Genomic DNA, 16709 nt, shown 5'->3' on the forward strand with positions numbered 1-16709 from the left:
GTTTTGCCATGCCGTGGATCCAATTAAAACTGAACACAACCGGCGCGAACGCCGAGGAACTGAGCGATGCGCTGATGGAGGCCGGCTCGGTCTCCATCACCTTCCAGGACACGCATGACACGCCGGTCTTCGAGCCGCTGCCGGGCGAAACGCGCCTGTGGGGTGATACCGACGTCATTGGACTTTTCGATGCCGAGACCGACATGAAAGAGGTCGTCGCGATTCTGGAAAACCATCCACTGTTAGGTGCAGGTTTCGTGCACAAAATCGAACAGCTGGAAGATAAAGACTGGGAACGGGAGTGGATGGATAACTTCCACCCGATGCAGTTTGGCAAGCGTCTGTGGATCTGCCCAAGCTGGCGCGAAGTGCCAGATGAAAACGCCGTCAACGTGATGCTCGACCCGGGCCTGGCATTTGGTACCGGCACCCACCCCACCACCTCCCTGTGCCTGCAGTGGCTGGACGGTCTGGATCTGGCAGGAAAAACCGTGATCGACTTCGGCTGCGGCTCCGGGATCCTCGCTATCGCGGCGCTGAAACTGGGTGCGGCAAAAGCGATTGGGATCGACATCGATCCGCAGGCAATTCAGGCCAGCCGCGATAACGCCGAGCGTAACGGCGTCTCCGATCGTCTGGAGCTGTATTTGCCGGATGCGCAGCCAGCGGCCATGAAAGCCGACGTGGTGGTCGCCAACATCCTGGCAGGCCCGTTACGTGAACTGGCACCGTTAATCAGCGTACTGCCCGTTGAGGGCGGTCTGCTGGGGCTTTCAGGTATCCTGGCAAGCCAGGCCGACAGCGTGTGTGAAGCCTACGCGGATCTCTTCGCCCTTGACCCGGTGGTAGAGAAAGAAGAGTGGTGCAGGATCACCGGTCGTAAAAAATAAGCATTTGGCGTGGTCATCTGACCACGCCTCTCCTCCACTGATAGTCCTCTCTCCCCGCGCATTTCTCCGGTAAAATAACCACACAAATCATAATGATTTGAATTACAACAATTCACCGGAAGAATATTATGAAACACATTACTGGCAAGGCAGCGCTGATTGCGCTGAGTATGATCTCGGCATCAGCTTTCGCTTCACACTGGAGCTACGAAGGGGAAGGTTCACCGGAACACTGGGGTGAACTGGACGAGGCCTACAAGACCTGTCAAAACGGGATGTATCAGTCTCCGATTAACATTGAATCGACTGCAAACGCCCATTTCTCTCCGCTTAAAACGCACTACATTGATGGCCCCATGACGTTGACGAACAATGGCCATACCATTCAGGCCAGTGAGAAAGCGGATACCCGCGACACGATAACCCTGGATAATCAAGCCTGGACTCTGCAGCAGTTCCATTTCCACGCGCCGAGCGAGAACACCGTGCATGGCAAAAAATACGCAATGGAAATGCATCTGGTGCATAAAAATAGCGCAGGTGAGCTGACCGTAGTGGCCGTCATGTTTGACAAAGGCGCCGCGAACCCGGAGCTTGATAAACTGTGGAGCGTGATGCCCCAACAGGCCGAACAGAACATCTCCATTAAGCAGGATCTCAACCTGAACAAGCTGCTCCCGGTCAACAAAACTTACTGGCGCTTCAGCGGTTCACTGACCACCCCACCTTGTTCAGAAGGCGTCACCTGGATTGTGCTTAAGCACCCTCTCACGCTCTCAGCTGAGCAGCTGGAGAAATTCACCCATACAATGCATCACGATAACAACCGCCCGGTACAGGCCCTGCATGGCCGTCTTGTGGTCGAATAATCTGCATTTTTTGCCCTGAGATCATGTTCTAAAATGCGACAGAGATCGCAAAGAAGTGAGGAAATCTGCTGTGAAAAACAGCAGATTATCCCGCTCAACTGTCGCGTTTAATGAGAAATGATGAGAAGTTACGGGAAATTGTAAGCGCTCATAAAACAATCATTTAATTATAACCCAATGATTTAAATGATGAATAATTTTTAACGGAATGATTGAGCGGCGATTCCTTGATCTACAACAGTGGATTGTTCAAAGTTTGGCCTTTCATCTCGTGCAAAAAATGCGTAATATACGCCGCCTTGCAGTCACAGTATGGTCATTTCTTAACTCATGCGCATCGGACACCACCAGCTTAGAAATCGCCTGATCGCAGCCCCAATGGCAGGTATTACCGACCGGCCGTTCAGGACGCTGTGCTATGAGATGGGAGCCGGTTTAACCGTATCCGAGATGATGTCGTCTAACCCGCAGGTCTGGGAAAGCGATAAATCCCGCCTTCGGATGGTGCACATTGATGAGCCAGGTATCCGCACCGTGCAAATCGCCGGAAGCGTGCCTGAAGAGATGGCAGATGCCGCGCGTATTAACGTGGAAAGTGGCGCCCAGATTATTGATATCAATATGGGTTGCCCGGCCAAGAAAGTGAATCGCAAGCTTGCAGGTTCAGCCCTTCTGCAATACCCCGATCAGGTGAAGTCTATCCTGACGGCGGTTGTCAGCGCGGTGGACGTTCCTGTTACGTTGAAGATTCGCACGGGTTGGTCGCCGGAACACCGTAACTGTGTAGAGATTGCCCAACTGGCCGAAGACTGTGGCATTCAGGCCCTGACCATTCATGGACGCACTCGCGCCTGTTTGTTCAATGGTGAAGCTGAATACGACAGCATTCGGGCAGTTAAGCAGAAGGTTTCCATTCCGATTATCGCGAATGGCGACATAACTGACCCGCTTAAAGCCAGGGCTGTGCTCGACTATACGGGAGCTGATGCTCTGATGATAGGACGTGCAGCTCAGGGAAGACCCTGGATCTTCCGGGAAATCCAGCATTATCTGGACACTGGGGAGCTGCTTGCCCCACTGCCTCTGGCAGAGGTTAAGCGCTTGCTTTGTTCGCATGTTCGGGAACTGCATGACCATTACGGTCAGGCAAAAGGGTACCGAATTGCGCGTAAACACGTCTCCTGGTATCTCCAGGAGCACGCTCCAGATGACCAGTTTCGGCGCACATTCAACGCCATAGAGGATGCCAGCGAACAGCTGGAGGCGTTGGAGGCATACTTCGAAAATCTTGCGTAATGAAATAAAGAGCTGACAGAACTATGTTCGAACAACGCGTAAATTCTGACGTACTGACCGTTTCTACCGTTAACTCTCAGGACCAGGTAACTCAAAAGCCCCTGCGTGACTCGGTTAAACAGGCACTGAAGAACTATTTTGCTCAACTGAATGGTCAGGATGTTAATGACCTGTATGAGCTGGTACTGGCTGAAGTTGAACAGCCACTGTTGGACATGGTGATGCAATACACCCGCGGTAACCAGACCCGCGCTGCGCTGATGATGGGTATCAACCGTGGTACTCTGCGTAAGAAACTGAAAAAATACGGCATGAACTAATTTCGATTAGCGAAATGCTTGTTTAAAAAGGCGCTACTCGGCATGGGGATGCGCCTTTTTTATTGCCTGTTAATGTTATCGTCAACACTTTGTAAACCGTCGCGTATCCCGCTTTTAAACCGCAACTTTTCGTGTATATTTCCACCACTTCAGTGGTTCTCTTCACGCGGAATGACACAATGATTCGTAAATACTGGTGGCTGGTTGTCTTTGCAATCTCCGTTTTCCTCTTCGATGCCCTTTTGATGCAGTGGATTGAACTGATGAGCACTGAAACCGACAAGTGCCGCAATATGAACTCCGTGAACCCGCTCAAATTAGTGAACTGCTCAGAACTCGATTAACGCCCTGACGTCACTGCCCCCGAATTACCCACTAAAAACGGGGATTTAAAACCCTTTGAGCCGTTACCTTACGGTGATAATGTCTCGCCCTTCTCAACCTCTCCTGCTTAACGTCAGACACGAGTAGAACCGACCATGCTGGTTAGCCAATACAACCTTATCCTTGTAGTTCTCTCCTTCGTTGTGGCCATCCTCGCGTCGTATACCGCACTGAATATGGCCGCACGTGTCGCCGGAAGTCAGGGCGTCGCCGCCCGCGTCTGGTTGGCTGGCGGCGGTATTGCGATGGGCATTGGCGTGTGGGCTATGCACTTTATCGGCATGCTGGCGATGGACCTCTCCATGAGCATGAGTTACAACGTAAGCCTGACCATTTTATCCATGGTCATTGCCGTGGGTTCTTCACTGTTTGCACTCTGGCTCGTCAGCTGTGAACAACTGCGCTTGCGCCGTCTGCTACCCGGCGCGCTGGTGATGGGAAGCGGTATTATCGCCATGCATTACACCGGTATGGCCGCGCTGGAAGTGAGGCCCGGTATCGTCTGGGACACGTTGTGGGTGGCCATTTCAGTCGTCATTGCCCTTGCCGCTTCGCTTGCTGCATTGTGGCTGACCTTCCGCCTGCGTCACGAAGCGGCTCAGGTCGTGCTGATGCGTCTGGGTGCCGCCATCACAATGGGCATTGCCATTGCCGGTATGCACTACGCCGGGATGAGAGCCGCGCAGTTTCCAATGTCGACGATGACGCACCATGTTGGTATTAACAGCAGCTGGCTCGCCATGCTGGTCAGCGTCGTCGCGCTCTCTATTCTTGGGATCACCCTGCTGGTGTCGATGCTGGATGCCCGTCTTCAGGCACGTACTGCCCTACTGGCCTCATCGCTTGCAGAAGCGAACCGGGAACTTGCTCAACTGGCGCTGCAGGATACGCTAACGCGTCTGCCCAACCGCATCCTGCTGGAAGACCGACTCGATCAGGCGATCAGTAAAGCCGATCGTGAAGGAACCCATTTTGCGCTGATGTTTATGGATCTCGACGGCTTTAAAGCCATCAATGACGCCTATGGTCATGATGTCGGTGACAAACTGCTGGTCGCCGTTACGCAGCGTCTGCTACTGCTTCTGAAGGGCCAGTTCACTCTTGCACGTATCGGCGGTGATGAGTTTGTTCTGCTGGCTGAGGGCGAAGGCCCGGACGATGCCGCCTCGCTGGCAAATTCGCTGGTACGCGCAATCGATAGCCCGTTCAACCTCGACCCTTATGAACTGATGGTGACCCTCAGCATTGGTATCGCTTTTTATCCTCACGACGGCAAAACCGAACGCGAGTTGATGTTTAACGCCGACGCGGCGATGTACCACACCAAGCATATGGGCCGAAACGGTTATCACTTTTTCCAGCCTTCCATGAACACCCTGGCGCAGACCCATCTTCAGTTAATGAACGATCTGTGGATGGCCATCGAACGCAATGAGCTGCGCCTGTTGTATCAGCCAAAATTTCACGCGCCCGCAGGACCTCTCCTCGGGTTTGAGGCACTGTTGCGCTGGCAACATCCTAAGCAGGGACTACTGACGCCGGATCTTTTCCTGCCACTGGCGGAAAAGACGGGGCTTATCATCCCTATTGGTAACTGGGTGATCAATGAAGCCTGCCGCCAGCTGAGAGAATGGCATCTTCAGGGACATCAAGACTGGTCAATGGCTGTAAACCTGTCGACATTGCAGTTTGAACAACCATCACTGGTTAAAACGGTTCTCGACTGCCTGGAGCGCCATCAGGTACCGCCGGAAATGCTGATCCTGGAAGTTACGGAAACGACGGCAATGAGCAACCCGGATGAGAGCGTACGGGTGCTGACAGAATTGACGAATGCAGGCGTGAAAGCGTCCATTGATGACTTTGGAACCGGGTATTCAAACCTGCTGTATCTCAAGCGCTTACCGGCCTGTGAACTGAAGATCGACAGAGCATTTGTAAAAGAGTTAAGCGGGGAAAGCGAGGATGCCACCATTGTCTCGGCGATTGTGGCTCTCGCAAAAACACTTAACCTGAAAGTCGTGGCTGAAGGTGTGGAAACCGAAGCCCAGCAAACCTTTTTAACAGAGCTGGGTTGTAACACCCTTCAGGGTTATCTGTTAGGCAAACCAGCCAGCGCGCAGACCATAGAGGCGCTTTGTGCGCGAGGTGAAATGTTGCCTGGCGCTGAGCTGTAGTCATCCTGAGGCGACACGCGCAAGACAGGGAGTGTCGCCAGAATACTGTCGACCAGCGCGGGTGCCTGTTGATAGAGATTAAAACTGTCGGTATTCATTAACCAGTTTTTAATGATTCCGCTAAAAAAGCCATGCAATACAATCATGGTCAGTTCAACATTCATCTGCGCCGCAACGATTCTCTGAGAAATACATTTTTCTAGCGTAATACGTAAAGAATCATAATTAAAGCCAATGCGTTTACGGATTTCATCTTCTGAAATCATATCGCTATGAAACTCACATTTATGATACAGAATTTGTAAAAGCGCGCATTGCCGGGGTTCATGCGCGATATACTGTAGCGCAGTAATAAATTGCTCACGAAGCATTAACAACGGGTCATCATTTTCGGAAAGAGAAAGCCTGTCGCAAATAATGTCACGCAGCGGTAATTGCTGTTCCCAGATCGCATTAAATATCTCTGTTTTACTGGTAAAGTGCCAGTAGATGGCACCGCGCGTAACCTTTGCGGCATCCGCGATATCCGTCAGCGTCGTGCTGGCCACGCCACGCGTCGCAAACTGCCCGATAGCCGCCTCAATCAACTGCTGTCGGGTCTGTTGAGCCTCTTCTTTCTTTTTACGCGCCATAGGCAGCTACTCGTTACTCACTGGGTTTATACGTAACCTCGGGTTCGGATGGCTGGAATTATTCCCTAAAACCCGTTTTCATTTTGCACAAAAAAAGTCAATCCCCTTAACTCATAATTAATACAAATGCATAATCAATATTTAATTCATGATATGAATATTTTAAGGCATTAAACCCGCTTTCTCTGGTTAGCCTGGAGGGGAGTATATTCATATCTTCTCCGGGCCCCATTCTGATTTTTCCTTCACGCCTCGTCATTCGCACTTATAAATTAAAAAACATTAAATATCCTCATTATTATACGCAGCTACATTTTATTTTTTTATCCCTCTGCCCCAACGACCGTTCTACGGCAAATCTCGGTTAATGGGTATTTAAAGGAACAGTAATGACGAATCATTTCAGACGTTTGCCCTTATCCGGTTTCATTGTCTGCGCTGTACTGCTCTCTGGATGCGATGGCCAGGAAGACCAACAACAACATCCCCAGGCACCTCAGGTCAGCGTGCATATCGTGAAAAGCGCGCCGCTGGCGGTCACCACTGAACTCCCGGGCAGAACGGATGCATTCCGCGTGGCGGAGGTTCGTCCACAGGTTAGCGGTATCATCCTGCGTCGTAACTTCACGGAAGGTAGCGATGTAAAAGCAGGAGATTCGCTTTACCAGATTGATCCTGCGACCTATCAGGCGGCTTACGACAGCGCGAAAGGTGAGCTGGCGAAGGCCCAGGCGGCGGCCAATATTGCGCATCTGACAGTAAAACGTTATCTCCCGCTGGTAGGCACCCAGTATGTCAGCAAGCAGGAGTATGACCAGGCGGTGGCAACAGCCCAACAGGCCGATGCCAGTGTTATCGCCGCCAAAGCCGGCGTCGAAAGTGCACGTATTAACCTTGCCTATACCAAAGTGACGTCTCCCGTCGATGGGCGCATCGGCAAATCCAGCGTGACAGAAGGTGCTCTCGTCACGAACGGGCAGGCCTCTGCACTGGCAACAGTCCAGCAGCTTGATCCGATTTACGTCGACGTCACCCAGTCCAGCTGTGAATTTATGCGCCTGAAACAGACAAGCCTGCAAAAAGGCGACACGGCCAGCAGCGTTGAACTGCTGATGGAAAATGGTCAGCCTTATCCGCTGAAAGGAACGTTGCAGTTCTCAGACGTCACGGTGGATCAAAGCACCGGTTCGATTACCTTGCGCGCCATTTTCCCTAACCCTCAACACCTTCTGTTACCCGGGATGTTCGTTCGCGCCCGCATTGATGAAGGCACACAGCCGAATGCAATTCTGATTCCCCAGCAGGGTCTGACCCGTACGCCGCGAGGTGATGCAACCGTCATGGTGGTTAACGATAAAAACCAGGTTGAGCCACGCACCGTCGTTGCGCCTCAGGCCATTGGCGATCGCTGGCTGGTGACGGAAGGGCTGAAAAACGGTGACCGCGTGATTGTCAGCGGATTACAAAAAGCCAGGCCAGGTGCCACCGTCGTCGCCACCCCAGATACCACCACAGCGCCCGCCAGTTAAGGAACGACGACATGGCTAATTTCTTTATACAGCGGCCGGTTTTCGCCTGGGTACTTGCCATCATTTTGATGATTGCAGGCGGGCTGGCTATTCTCAAACTGCCCGTTGCCCAGTATCCAACGATTGCCCCGCCAGCCGTTGCGATTTCCGCAACCTACCCCGGCGCAGATGCCCAGACGGTACAGGATACCGTGACCCAGGTTATCGAACAGAACATGAACGGTATCGATAACCTGATGTATATGTCCTCCACCAGCGATTCAGCGGGTAATGTCACCATCACCCTGACCTTCGAGTCGGGAACAGACCCGGACATCGCCCAGGTGCAGGTACAGAACAAGTTGCAGCTGGCCATGCCGCTGCTGCCGCAAGAAGTTCAGCAGCAAGGGATTGGCGTTGAGAAGTCCAGCAGCAGCTTCCTTTTGGTCGCCGGTTTTGTTTCGGACAATAAAAGCCTTACTCAGGATGATATCTCCGACTACGTCGCTTCGAACGTCAAGGATGCCATCAGCCGAACATCGGGTGTCGGCGACGTTCAGCTGTTTGGTGCCCAGTATGCGATGCGCATCTGGCTCGACAGTAACGCGATGAACAAATACCAACTGACGCCGCTGGATATTATCAATCAGTTAAAAACGCAGAACGACCAGATAGCGGCAGGCCAGTTGGGTGGAACACCATCAGTCCCTGGACAGCAGCTGAATGCCTCCATCATCGCGCAAACTCGCCTGAAATCACCGGAAGAGTTTGGTCGCGTCACGCTCAAAGTGAACCAGGACGGCTCAATGGTTCATCTGAAGGATGTGGCTCGCATTGAGTTGGGTGGCGAAAACTACAATATGGTGACCAAAATCAACGGGCAGGCGGCAACCGGTCTGGGGATTAAGCTCGCTACTGGTGCAAACGCGCTGGATACGGCGGCAGCCATCAAGAGCAAGCTGGCACAACTGCAACAGTTCTTCCCGCAGGGACTGAAGGTCGTCTACCCCTACGACACCACGCCTTTTGTGAAAATCTCGATTCATGAAGTGGTGAAGACCCTGTTTGAGGCGATCATTCTGGTCTTCCTGGTCATGTATCTGTTCCTGCAAAACCTGCGGGCAACGCTGATCCCAACGATCGCCGTGCCGGTTGTTCTGCTGGGGACCTTCGCCGTGCTGGCTGCGTTCGGTTTCTCCATCAATACCCTGACGATGTTTGGGATGGTGCTGGCGATAGGGCTACTGGTTGATGACGCCATCGTGGTCGTCGAGAACGTTGAGCGCGTGATGGTGGAAGATAAACTACCGCCGAAAGAGGCCACGCAGAAGTCGATGGAGCAGATTCAGGGCGCGCTGGTGGGGATCGCCATGGTCCTCTCGGCGGTCTTTGTTCCGATGGCATTTTTTGGTGGCTCGACTGGGGCCATCTATCGCCAGTTCTCGTTAACTATCGTTTCCGCGATGGCGCTATCCGTACTGGTCGCGCTGATCCTGACCCCCGCACTCTGCGCAACGTTGCTTAAGCCCGTCTCCAGCGACCACCACGAGAAAAAAGGGGGCTTCTTTGGCTGGTTCAATGCGCTCTTTGATAAGAGTGTGGAACACTACAGCAACAGCGTGAGCGGTATTTTGCGTAAGACCGGTCGCTATCTGGTGGTGTACGTCATTATTGTTGGTGGCATGGCGGTGTTGTTCCTGCGCTTACCGACCTCCTTCCTGCCCGAAGAGGACCAGGGGGTCTTTATGACAATGGTTCAACTCCCGGCAGGGGCGACCCAGACGCGTACTCAGGCGGTCCTCGACCAGGTTCAGGACTACTATCTGGGCAAAGAGAAGGCGAACGTTGAATCCGTCTTCACCGTAAACGGCTTTAGCTTTAGCGGCCAGGGTCAGAACTCCGGTATTGCCTTTGTCAGCCTGAAGCCCTGGGAGGAGCGCCCGGGCGAGAAAAATAGCGTTGAAGCTATCGTGGGTCGCGCGACAAAAGCGTTCAGTCAGATTAAAGACGGCCTGGTGTTCCCGTTCAACCTGCCTGCGATTATTGAGCTTGGAACCGCAACGGGATTCGACTTTGAACTTATCGATCAGGCTAACCTGGGACATACCCAGCTAACGCAGGCACGTAATCAACTGCTCGGGATGGTAAAAGAGCACCCAGACCTGCTGGTGCGCGTGCGTCCAAACGGGCTGGAAGATACGCCTCAGTTCAAGCTGGATGTCGATCAGGAAAAGGCGCAGGCATTGGGCGTCAGCCTTTCCGACGTCAACCAGACTATCTCGACGGCGTTGGGTGGCACCTATGTGAACGACTTTATCGACCACGGGCGCGTGAAAAAAGTTTACGTGCAGGCAGATGCCCGTTTCCGCATGCTGCCGGGGGACATTAACAACCTCTACGTGCGCAGCGCGAACGGAGAGATGGTTCCCTTCTCCGCCTTTAGCTACTCTCACTGGGTTTATGGCTCACCTCGCCTGGAACGCTTCAACGGGATGCCTTCAATGGAGATCCTCGGGGAATCCGCACCGGGTAAAAGTACCGGCGAAGCGATGGTGTTGATGGAAAGCCTTGCCGCAAAACTGCCTGCAGGAATTGGCTATGACTGGACGGGCATGTCTTATCAGGAACGCCTTTCCGGTAACCAGGCGCCCGCACTGTATGCCATTTCACTGATCGTGGTGTTCCTGTGTCTGGCGGCCCTGTATGAGAGCTGGTCCATCCCATTCTCCGTGATGCTGGTTGTGCCGCTGGGTGTTATCGGTGCTCTGCTCGCCGCGTCGCTGCGCGGATTGAACAATGACGTCTATTTCCAGGTCGGCCTGCTGACGACAATTGGCCTGTCGGCGAAAAACGCCATCCTGATTGTCGAATTTGCTAAGGACCTGATGGATAAAGAAGGTAAAGGGATTATTGAAGCCACCCTGGAAGCATCAAGGATGCGCCTTCGACCGATCCTGATGACCTCCCTGGCCTTTATCCTTGGCGTCATGCCGCTGGTAATCAGTACCGGAGCCGGGAGTGGTGCGCAAAATGCTGTCGGTACGGGCGTTATGGGAGGCATGCTTTCCGCGACGCTGCTGGCGATTTTCTTCGTTCCCGTTTTCTTTGTGGTTGTCCGGCGACGGTTTACCCGCCATAAAGAGTAACGCCCCCATGAAAGGCACCCTGCGGTGCCTTTTTTATTTTTAATATAAACAATAAATTAGACATTATTGAATTGCAGTGTTAAAAATGCGGTGATTTACATTAAGTAGAAACGCCCTGTTGTGTCTCCATAATTTCTCCATTAATTCATCCTGAAACCGACTTTTCTCCACGATTTTTACAAACGACATACTTTGAGATTATTCCCCGTGCAACGAGGTGTTACCCCGGTGGTAAAATAGCCTCCGGTTCGTTAATAGCCCTCCTGGCTTTGTAGCGAATGAGAAATAATACTGAGGTAACATCATGAAAAGATTCATTTCCGTTGCACTTCTCGCTGCGCTACTTGCTGGATGCGCGCACGATTCTCCATGTGTACCGGTTTACGATGACCAGGGTCGACTGGTTCATACCAATACCTGTATGAAAGGCACCACCCAGGATAACTGGGAAACCGCGGGTGCTATCGCCGGCGGAGCGGCTGCCGTGGCGGGTTTGACGCTAGGTATCGTTGCCCTGACGAAGTAACATCCATTAAGAAAGCGCGGCTCGGGCCGCGCTTTTGCGTTTAAAAAGTGCATTGTTTTCTAATAAGTAAAAAAATAGCCCCGTTTTTATTCAAGAAATTAATTCCCATCGACTGGCTATCACATCTTTTTAGTATATAAAAGTTTATTTCATATTTTATCGTGATGATTTTCACACATTAATCTTATTGAATACCCTGCCAATATTCACTTCAGAAACTATCTCTTGATTTATCTCATCCTCATCGAAACTTTTGCTCCGATTTGTGGCACAGGTTGTAATTTCGCACCGTTTCGGGGCGTTCGTTTTATTTAAGCGTGTCTACACTCAGCATTAAGCGTTCTGTTATCACTTATTTTGTGGAACGCAAAACTGGCATTACGTTTGCTTTATAAACGTTGGCCAAAGCCACAGACAGGTTTAGCGCTTAAAAAGCGCTTCTATAACGATAAATTTCGCCACACAGGATGCATTATGAAAAAGACGATGATAGCCAGCCTGACCGCTGCAGGCATGTTGTTTGCCGTAGCGGGCCAGGCCCATGCGGGTACGACACTGGATGCCGTTAAAAAGAAAGGTTTTGTTCAATGTGGTATCAGTGATGGTCTGCCTGGCTTCTCATATGCCGATGCGAACGGCAAATTTACCGGTATTGATGTGGATGTCTGCCGCGGCGTCGCAGCTGCCGTTTTTGGGGATGACAGCAAAGTAAAATACACCCCGCTGACGGCGAAAGAACGCTTTACGGCGCTGCAATCCGGTGAAGTTGACATGCTCTCTCGTAATACCACCTGGACCTCCTCTCGTGATGCAGGTATGGGGATGTCATTTACCGGCGTGACCTATTATGACGGCATCGGATTCCTGACCCACAATAAAGCGGGCCTGAAAAGTGCCAAAGAACTGGATGGCGCCACCGTGTGTATCCAGGCGGGTACGGATACGGAGCTGAACGTCGCGGATTATTTCAAAGCCAATAAGATGAAATACACCCCTGTGACGTTTGATCGCTCGGATGAATCAGCCAAAGCACTGGAATCCGGCCGTTGCGACACGCTGGCCTCTGACCAGTCACAGCTGTATGCCTTACGTATTAAGCTGAGCAACCCGGCAGAATGGATTGTGCTGCCAGAAGTGATCTCCAAAGAACCTCTCGGACCTGTTGTTCGTCGTGGTGATGAAGACTGGTTCTCCATTGTTCGCTGGACCCTGTTTGCCATGCTGAACGCGGAAGAGATGGGCATCAACTCGAAAAACGTTGATGAGAAAGCCGCTAATCCATCCAACCCGGATATGGCTCACCTGCTCGGTAAAGAGGGTGATTTCGGCAAGGATCTGAAGCTGGATAACAAGTGGGCTTACAACATCATCAAGCAGGTGGGTAACTATTCTGAGATCTTTGAGCGCAACGTGGGATCGGAAAGCCCGCTGAAGATCAAACGCGGCCAGAACAATCTCTGGAATAACGGCGGCATTCAGTACGCGCCACCAGTACGTTAAGTCAAAGCTGTAACGGGCACTGCTCAGGCGGTGCCCAGTCCAGAGTCATGGTTACTGAGGTTTCTTTATGTCCCATCGCCGCTCAGCCGTAAAAGGAACGCTATCCTTTTCTCATCCCGCGGTCCGCGCCTGGCTATTCCAGATCATTGCTATTGTTGTGGTTGTTCTCATCGCCGTGTATCTCATCCATAACACCATCACCAACCTGAATAACCGCGGTATTACCTCCGGTTTTGCGTTCCTGGATCGCAGTGCAGGGTTTGGTATTGTTCAGCATCTTATTGATTATGAGGAAGGTGACACGTACGGACGCGTGTTTGTGGTCGGTTTACTGAATACGCTGCTGGTATCGGCGCTTTGTATTGTCTTCGCCTCGATATTGGGTTTCTTTATTGGCCTGGCTCGTCTTTCTGAAAACTGGCTCCTGCGGAAGCTTTCAACCTTTTATATTGAAACGTTCCGCAACATCCCACCGCTGCTGCAAATCTTTTTCTGGTATTTCGCGGTCCTGCGTAACCTTCCTGGCCCCCGTCAGGCCGTCGATGCGTTTGAGCTGTTTTTCCTGAGTAATCGTGGGCTATACATTCCCTCTCCGCAGTTCGCCGAAGGGCTTTACGCCTTCATCGTCGCAGTTATTATTGCGATCGCCATTTCTGTCGGGCTGTTCCGTTATAACCGCAAGCACCAGATTAAAACAGGGCAGCTTCGTAAAACATGGCCCGTTGGCGCTGCGCTAATTGTTGGCTTACCGTTAGTCGCACACTGGCTTTTTGGTGCGGCTTTGCACTGGGATATCCCCCATCTGCGCGGGTTCAATTTCCAGGGCGGGATGGTGTTAATTCCTGAACTGGCAGCACTCACGCTGGCGCTCTCGATTTATACCTCCGCATTTATTGCAGAAATCATTCGCTCCGGGATCCAGGCGGTGCCTTACGGACAGCACGAGGCGGCGCGTTCACTTGGTTTACCGAATACCGTGACGCTGCGCCAGGTCATTATTCCCCAGGCCCTGCGGGTAATCATTCCGCCACTGACCAGTCAGTATCTCAACATTGTCAAAAACTCCTCGCTGGCCGCCGCGATTGGTTACCCGGATATGGTGTCTCTCTTCGCCGGCACCGTGCTTAACCAGACCGGACAAGCTATAGAAACCATTGCCATCACCATGTCTGTCTATCTGATCATCAGTCTGGCGATTTCATTGCTGATGAACCTTTATAACCGCCGTATTGCACTGGTCGAGCGCTAAGGATTTATGATGTCGAAAGCGATACTGTCGCACTCCTCGCGTCCAGCCAGCACAACCGGTGGACGTTTCATTATCTGGGCACGTAAGAACCTATTCTCCAGCTGGAGCAACAGCCTGCTGACAATAGTCTGCCTGTGGTTGATGTGGGAACTGATCCCGCCGCTACTCAACTGGGCATTCCTGCAGGCGAACTGGGTGGGTTCCACGCGTGCCGACTGTACGAAAGCAGGCGCATGCTGGGTGTTTATTCACGAGCGTTTCGGCCAGTTCATGTATGGATTGTATCCTCATGAACAGCGCTGGCGGATTAATCTGGCGCTGGTTATCGGTCTGCTTTCCATCGCCGTAATGTTCTGGAAAAAGCTACCTCATCGCGGACGCTATATTGCCGGCTGGGCTGTAGCGTATCCCATTATTGTTTGGGTGTTGTTGTATGGCGGCTTCCTGGGGCTGGAACGCGTTGAAACACGCCAGTGGGGCGGTCTGACGCTGACGTTGATTATCGCTTCTGTGGGGATAGCTGGCGCTCTGCCGTGGGGCATTTTACTCGCTCTGGGGCGTCGTTCAACAATGCCGGTCGTGCGTGTGCTCTCAGTGATCTTTATTGAGTTCTGGCGTGGCGTACCACTGATCACCGTATTGTTTATGTCTTCGGTCATGCTGCCGCTGTTTATGGCAGAAGGTACAACGATCGACAAACTGATTCGTGCCCTGGTCGGGGTGATTCTGTTTCAGTCTGCCTATGTCGCTGAAGTTGTGCGTGGTGGCCTGCAGGCGTTACCTAAAGGCCAGTACGAAGCAGCGGAATCACTGGCTCTCGGATACTGGAAAACGCAGGGGTTGGTCATCCTTCCACAAGCACTCAAGCTGGTGATCCCGGGCCTGGTCAACACGATCATTGCCCTCTTCAAAGATACCAGCCTGGTCATCATCATCGGATTGTTCGATCTCTTTAGCAGCGTGCAGCAGGCAACCGTTGACCCTGCCTGGCTGGGCATGTCCACCGAGGGATATGTCTTTGCTGCTCTGATCTACTGGATCTTTTGTTTTAGCATGTCGCGCTACAGCCAGCACCTGGAAAAGCGCTTTAACACCGGGCGTACACCGCACTGAGGAAATTATGAGCCAAATTACTATGACACCCGCCGACGCGATGATTACGCTGGAAAACGTGAATAAATGGTATGGACAGTTTCATGTCCTGAAAGACATTAATCTCAAGGTAAAGCAAGGCGAACGAATCGTTCTTTGCGGCCCTTCCGGTTCAGGGAAATCGACAACCATTCGCTGTATCAACCATCTTGAAGAGCATCAGCAGGGACGCATTGTGGTTGATGGTATCGAGCTGAATGAAGATATTCGCAATATCGAACGCGTACGCCAGGAAGTGGGGATGGTATTTCAGCATTTTAATCTATTTCCCCACCTGACCGTTCTGCAGAACTGTACGCTTGCGCCGATTTGGGTACGAAAGATGCCGAAACAGGAAGCGGAGGCGTTGGCAATGCATTACCTCGAACGCGTACGTATTGCAGAGCACGCCAATAAGTTTCCCGGCCAGATCTCAGGCGGACAACAGCAGCGTGTGGCTATCGCCCGTTCGCTATGCATGAAACCCAAAATTATGCTGTTTGACGAACCGACATCTGCGCTGGATCCGGAAATGGTGAAAGAAGTGCTGGATACTATGATTGGGCTGGCGCAATCCGGGATGACAATGTTGTGCGTGACGCATGAGATGGGTTTTGCCAGAACGGTGGCAGACCGGGTGATCTTTATGGACCGCGGTGAGATCGTTGAACAGGCCCCACCGGATGAATTCTTTGCGCATCCGAAGTCGGAACGTACGCGTGCATTCCTGTCGCAGGTGATTCATTAGTCATTTGCTTTGCCGGGTGGAGGCTTTGCCTTACCCGGCCTACCGTTTTTTCTGCACATAAACGCAAAAAGGCCATCCTTTCGGATGGCCTTTTCACTTATTTGATGTCTGGCAGTTCCCTACTCTCACATGGGGAGACCCCACACTACCATCGGCGCTACGGCGTTTCACTTCTGAGTTCGGCATGGGGTCAGGTGGGACCACCGCGCTAAAGCCGCCAGACAAATTCTTTTACTTCTTGCCGAACTTTAACCTAAGTATAAAGTGGTGCTGATACCCAGAGTCGAACTGGGGACCTCACCCTTACCAAGGGTGCGCTCTACCAACTGAGCC

The 16709-nt window shown here is 52.1% G+C and carries 14 protein-coding genes and 1 rRNA gene; 13 read left to right on the forward strand and 2 right to left on the reverse strand.

What is annotated here, in order from left to right:
- Window positions 1-8: 8 nt before the first annotated feature.
- The 6 genes from prmA to ACOTXR_RS06610 all read left to right on the forward strand — a co-directional run bounded on the left by prmA (window position 9) and on the right by ACOTXR_RS06610 (window position 5936).
- Window positions 9-890 carry a 50S ribosomal protein L11 methyltransferase gene (gene prmA, locus ACOTXR_RS06585; RefSeq protein WP_014885443.1) on the forward strand — a complete coding sequence of 294 codons (882 nt, stop codon included), beginning with the start codon at window positions 9-11 and terminating at the stop codon, window positions 888-890.
- Between the two features lie 128 nt (window positions 891-1018).
- Complete coding sequence (locus tag ACOTXR_RS06590) at window positions 1019-1759, forward strand: carbonic anhydrase (RefSeq protein WP_014885444.1); 741 nt, start codon at window positions 1019-1021, stop codon at window positions 1757-1759.
- A gap of 330 nt (window positions 1760-2089) precedes the next feature.
- Window positions 2090-3055 carry a tRNA dihydrouridine synthase DusB gene (gene dusB / locus ACOTXR_RS06595; protein ID WP_014885445.1) on the forward strand — a complete coding sequence of 322 codons (966 nt, stop codon included), beginning with the start codon at window positions 2090-2092 and terminating at the stop codon, window positions 3053-3055.
- A 23-nt stretch (window positions 3056-3078) separates the two neighbouring features.
- Window positions 3079-3375, forward strand: a complete 297-nt coding sequence (fis, locus tag ACOTXR_RS06600; protein WP_000462905.1) for a DNA-binding transcriptional regulator Fis — start codon at window positions 3079-3081, stop codon at window positions 3373-3375.
- A 179-nt stretch (window positions 3376-3554) separates the two neighbouring features.
- The gene (locus tag ACOTXR_RS06605; RefSeq protein ID WP_014885446.1) at window positions 3555-3719 is read left to right on the forward strand and encodes a DUF2556 family protein; all 165 of its coding nucleotides are present in this window, start codon (window positions 3555-3557) and stop codon (window positions 3717-3719) included.
- Between the two features lie 135 nt (window positions 3720-3854).
- Entirely contained in the window at window positions 3855-5936 is a 2082-nt protein-coding gene (locus tag ACOTXR_RS06610; protein ID WP_222834715.1) for a putative bifunctional diguanylate cyclase/phosphodiesterase, read from the forward strand.
- Here the strand turns inward: ACOTXR_RS06610 and envR are convergent.
- Window positions 5852-6568: an acrEF/envCD operon transcriptional regulator gene (envR, locus tag ACOTXR_RS06615; protein WP_014885448.1), complete on the reverse strand. Its 717-nt coding sequence runs from the start codon at window positions 6566-6568 to the stop codon at window positions 5852-5854. The genes ACOTXR_RS06610 and envR overlap by 85 nt on opposite strands.
- Before the next feature lie 389 nt (window positions 6569-6957).
- On the opposite strand from envR, the gene ACOTXR_RS06620 reads away from it, so the two are divergent.
- The 7 genes from ACOTXR_RS06620 (at window position 6958) to ACOTXR_RS06650 (ending at window position 16376) form a co-directional block, all read left to right on the forward strand.
- Window positions 6958-8097 (forward strand): efflux RND transporter periplasmic adaptor subunit, encoded by a 1140-nt coding sequence (locus tag ACOTXR_RS06620; RefSeq protein ID WP_058690871.1) that lies wholly within the window; start codon window positions 6958-6960, stop codon window positions 8095-8097.
- Window positions 8098-8108: 11 nt separating this feature from the next.
- On the forward strand, window positions 8109-11222 hold the full coding sequence (locus tag ACOTXR_RS06625; RefSeq protein WP_045268631.1) for an efflux RND transporter permease subunit: 3114 nt from the start codon (window positions 8109-8111) through the stop codon (window positions 11220-11222).
- Between the two features lie 304 nt (window positions 11223-11526).
- Entirely contained in the window at window positions 11527-11748 is a 222-nt protein-coding gene (locus tag ACOTXR_RS06630) for a lipoprotein (RefSeq protein ID WP_008502867.1), read from the forward strand.
- Window positions 11749-12222: 474 nt separating this feature from the next.
- A complete protein-coding gene (locus tag ACOTXR_RS06635) occupies window positions 12223-13248 on the forward strand; it encodes an amino acid ABC transporter substrate-binding protein (protein WP_014885451.1) in 1026 nt (341 codons plus the stop codon).
- A 67-nt stretch (window positions 13249-13315) separates the two neighbouring features.
- A complete protein-coding gene (locus ACOTXR_RS06640; RefSeq protein ID WP_058690870.1) occupies window positions 13316-14497 on the forward strand; it encodes an amino acid ABC transporter permease in 1182 nt (393 codons plus the stop codon).
- 9 nt (window positions 14498-14506) lie between these two features.
- Window positions 14507-15610, forward strand: a complete 1104-nt coding sequence (locus tag ACOTXR_RS06645) for an amino acid ABC transporter permease (protein WP_014885453.1) — start codon at window positions 14507-14509, stop codon at window positions 15608-15610.
- Window positions 15611-15617: 7 nt separating this feature from the next.
- Window positions 15618-16376: an amino acid ABC transporter ATP-binding protein gene (locus tag ACOTXR_RS06650; protein WP_014885454.1), complete on the forward strand. Its 759-nt coding sequence runs from the start codon at window positions 15618-15620 to the stop codon at window positions 16374-16376.
- A 106-nt stretch (window positions 16377-16482) separates the two neighbouring features.
- On the opposite strand, the gene rrf is transcribed toward ACOTXR_RS06650, so the two are convergent.
- Window positions 16483-16598: ribosomal RNA gene (gene rrf / locus ACOTXR_RS06655) — 5S ribosomal RNA — on the reverse strand.
- Between the last annotated feature and the right edge of the window lie 111 nt (window positions 16599-16709).

Source organism: Enterobacter cloacae complex sp. IR53030 (genome assembly GCF_049238365.1).
Classification (GTDB): domain Bacteria; phylum Pseudomonadota; class Gammaproteobacteria; order Enterobacterales; family Enterobacteriaceae; genus Enterobacter; species Enterobacter kobei.

Coding starts and splice junctions, on each gene's coding strand:
- prmA (WP_014885443.1), top strand. CDS start 9: ATGCCGTGGATCCAATTAAAACTGAACACAACCGGCGCGAACGCCGAG.
- ACOTXR_RS06590 (WP_014885444.1), top strand. CDS start 1,019: ATGAAACACATTACTGGCAAGGCAGCGCTGATTGCGCTGAGTATGATC.
- dusB (WP_014885445.1), top strand. CDS start 2,090: ATGCGCATCGGACACCACCAGCTTAGAAATCGCCTGATCGCAGCCCCA.
- fis (WP_000462905.1), top strand. CDS start 3,079: ATGTTCGAACAACGCGTAAATTCTGACGTACTGACCGTTTCTACCGTT.
- ACOTXR_RS06605 (WP_014885446.1), top strand. CDS start 3,555: ATGATTCGTAAATACTGGTGGCTGGTTGTCTTTGCAATCTCCGTTTTC.
- ACOTXR_RS06610 (WP_222834715.1), top strand. CDS start 3,855: ATGCTGGTTAGCCAATACAACCTTATCCTTGTAGTTCTCTCCTTCGTT.
- envR (WP_014885448.1), bottom strand. CDS start 6,568: ATGGCGCGTAAAAAGAAAGAAGAGGCTCAACAGACCCGACAGCAGTTG.
- ACOTXR_RS06620 (WP_058690871.1), top strand. CDS start 6,958: ATGACGAATCATTTCAGACGTTTGCCCTTATCCGGTTTCATTGTCTGC.
- ACOTXR_RS06625 (WP_045268631.1), top strand. CDS start 8,109: ATGGCTAATTTCTTTATACAGCGGCCGGTTTTCGCCTGGGTACTTGCC.
- ACOTXR_RS06630 (WP_008502867.1), top strand. CDS start 11,527: ATGAAAAGATTCATTTCCGTTGCACTTCTCGCTGCGCTACTTGCTGGA.
- ACOTXR_RS06635 (WP_014885451.1), top strand. CDS start 12,223: ATGAAAAAGACGATGATAGCCAGCCTGACCGCTGCAGGCATGTTGTTT.
- ACOTXR_RS06640 (WP_058690870.1), top strand. CDS start 13,316: ATGTCCCATCGCCGCTCAGCCGTAAAAGGAACGCTATCCTTTTCTCAT.
- ACOTXR_RS06645 (WP_014885453.1), top strand. CDS start 14,507: ATGTCGAAAGCGATACTGTCGCACTCCTCGCGTCCAGCCAGCACAACC.
- ACOTXR_RS06650 (WP_014885454.1), top strand. CDS start 15,618: ATGAGCCAAATTACTATGACACCCGCCGACGCGATGATTACGCTGGAA.